Source organism: Clostridia bacterium (assembly GCA_014360065.1).
Taxonomy (GTDB): Bacteria; Bacillota; DSM-521; order Neomoorellales; family JACIYF01; genus JACIYF01.
Genome location: JACIYF010000217.1, coordinates 1 through 2,302 on the forward strand (window position 1 = coordinate 1; position 2,302 = coordinate 2,302).

Annotated in this window: 2 protein-coding genes; one reads left to right on the forward strand and one right to left on the reverse strand. The window is 53.0% G+C overall.

Annotated features, from left to right (window positions below; genetic code table 11):
- On the reverse strand, positions 1-1,605 hold a 1,605-nt coding region (locus H5U02_15180; GenBank protein MBC7343763.1), incomplete at its 3' end, for a glycosyltransferase.
- A gap of 476 nt (positions 1,606-2,081) precedes the next feature.
- Between H5U02_15180 and H5U02_15185 the strand changes: the two genes are divergently transcribed.
- Positions 2,082-2,302: glycosyltransferase family 1 protein (locus H5U02_15185; GenBank protein ID MBC7343764.1), on the forward strand; the 221-nt coding region annotated here is incomplete at its 3' end.

The window sequence follows — 2,302 nt, forward strand, 5'->3', positions numbered from 1 at the left end:
CCCGTCACCAGGGTGGCCATCCAGGCGTTTCACTCGGGCTAGGCCAACGAGAGCGCTCAAGTTGCTCATATCCCCCTCTAAGACCTGGCGATACTCCCGCTCAGCCTCTTCATAACGCTTTTCCTTTTCCAACAGAGCAGCAGCAGCCACCCTAGCCCGCCAAAGTCTGATGCTGGAATCGCTCTGGTTGAAAAACTGGTAGATGCTGGCTGGCGGTTCGGGCAGAGAGGCTGCCTCCCGATAAGCAGCAATAGCTTCACCAATACGACCAAGGCTCTCGAGTACCTGGGCCTTGGTAAAATAGCATTCCGGCATAGGTGCCTGGCAGGCCTTTTCGGCATATTCTAGGGCTAGATCCTGCCGACCACTGGCCAAAGCCGCCCTAGCTGCATGCCAGTAGGCTGACGGCCGATACTTAGCAGCTTCTTCCGACTCGATAACTAGGTACTTCTCTAGGACCTCCAGGGCCTCATCCGGCTTATTCTGGGACATCAAATTGAGCCCCAAGTTATATAAATCGAAGGGCGTACCTTGTGCAACAACTTCTTCCAAGATGCCAGCATTGCGCTGTAGCTTACCTTTCCGTAAGCTGATAGCAGGAAGATAGCCATAGTGCAGCACCTGTGGCCCGCCGACTAGTTCCCGGGGCAGCGAGGTCAGGAGTTGTTCGTGGATCTTCCCGCTGTACCGCAGATCGTCTGTCCGAAAGACCATCCTTATGTTGGCTTGGTCAGAAAAATGAGGCACAACTTCATGGTGGTAGTTGTAAGTGCGAAGATAGTAAACCTTGGCCTCGCCCTTTTCTGCTAAGCGGCGTAAGGCTACCCCCGCGTCGGCAGTCAGGTACTCATCGGCATCCAGAGTGACTATCCAACCGTCATGAATCTCATCCAAATAGGCATTCCTGGCTGCGGCAAAATCATCTTTCCACTGGTGCTCGATTACCTTGGCGCAATAAGCTCTAGCAATTTCCACCGTTCGATCCCTGGAACCCGTGTCCACGACTACGACGTCATCCACGTACGGAAGAGCCTGCTCTAAGCAGCCAGCAAGAAATTCTTCCTCGTCCTTGGCTATAAGGGCAAGGGTCAATCGGGCGTTGCCGTTCTTATTTTCCAGTTCTTCTCGTGGAGATGGCCAAGGCCGACCCCGGCGACTTAGGGCAACCCCGGTTTTGGCCAGCTCTTCCTCCAGCACCTGAACAAAGAATCTGTTGCCCAAGTGGGTAGGCAGGGTTATGGGGGTAACCCCTTCCATGAGGCAAACACCTAAGGCGCCATAAAACTGAAGTAGGCCACCACCTATTGGCACCCGCTCCCAATGAGACCAGACAAAGTTTTCGCCTGTGCTGCTAGCCAGGTGCCGCAGGAAGAGCGACAAGAACCGGGAGGGTCCCCAGTAAAAGATCCGGGTACCAGGTTCCGTCCCCAGGGAATTAAATAACTTGGCTGCTCCTGCCCACCAGGCAGTCCGCTTGGTTCCTCCCGGCTGGGGAAGCAGCGGATAATAAACCTGGGCATCGCCAAGACCTGCGCGCTCAAGTTTTTTTAGGACTTTCTTTTCGTTGCTGTCAAGCATGAGCAAGAGCGTTCGGGGGTCCTTCATGGCGCCACCTCCATGGTTCATTGCTACCAAAAAGAGTCCATGAGAATATACAAGCTATCCGCCTATCGGATCTGGCACTCCCAGTTAGTCCGGCCCTGGGCTTAGGTTTAAAGAACAAGTTGTTACGTTAATAAATGTCGGCAATAGAAGAGGATCCTTAAGGGCTGCCCTTATCATCTAGCCTGCCCATGGGATGGAAACGACTCCAACGATGCTGAGCTTGTATATCGAATCGGACTCCTGATGATAGAACCCCAACGTTGGGAAGACGCAGAAAACGCATTCCTGGGCACGCTTCAGCTCGAGCCAGGAAATCAGAGCGCCCGTACACTTCTGGAAGTAGCCAGGACCATGAACGTCTTGGCTCACGGTTGAATAATATCCAGTAAAAACACCACTGGTGCACGCCAGTAGCCAGAGATTGAATTACCGAACTAAGCGGTAACGTCAAGTTATAAGTGTCAGGAGGCATTGGTATGCCTACCAGCTGGTACCAAGTGATTCCTATTGTGCTCGACCAAATTCAGTCACTGCAACCACGATCGGTCCTGGATGTGGGGATCGGATTCGGCAAATACGGAATGCTTATCCGCGAGGCACTGGAGGTACCATTGGGGCGCTATTACAAGCATCAATGGCAGATAAAGGTAGACGGGGTTGAGGTTTTTTCTGGTTACAAGAACCCCATCCATGAACA